The 248-nt window shown below is 42.7% G+C and carries 1 pseudogene; it reads right to left on the bottom strand.

Annotated elements, in window-relative coordinates:
• Positions 1–248 (bottom strand): annotated as a pseudogene (locus tag IQR33_RS26665) (FHA domain-containing protein); the annotation flags it as partial.

Genomic DNA, 248 nt, shown 5'->3' on the forward strand with positions numbered 1-248 from the left:
TTCAGTGCTTTGTTAAACATAACTTGGTGGTCGTTCAGCTCATCGAGCATTTGTTCAACCAGTTCATTTGGAGCCAGTAATTGCTGACTATTCAAAGTGAGCATTAGCTCTGCAATGTTCGAGTTAGCCTCACTCGCACTCTGCTCATCCTTTAACGATTCCACTTCGTGCAACTCTTTCTGTAGGTTATCAATACATAAACGCAAGCAAGTGCCCATTTGCTTGAATAACTGCGCCTCGTTTGTCAT

Source organism: Vibrio sp. OPT46, assembly GCF_015163535.1.
GTDB lineage: Bacteria > Pseudomonadota > Gammaproteobacteria > Enterobacterales > Vibrionaceae > Vibrio > Vibrio alginolyticus.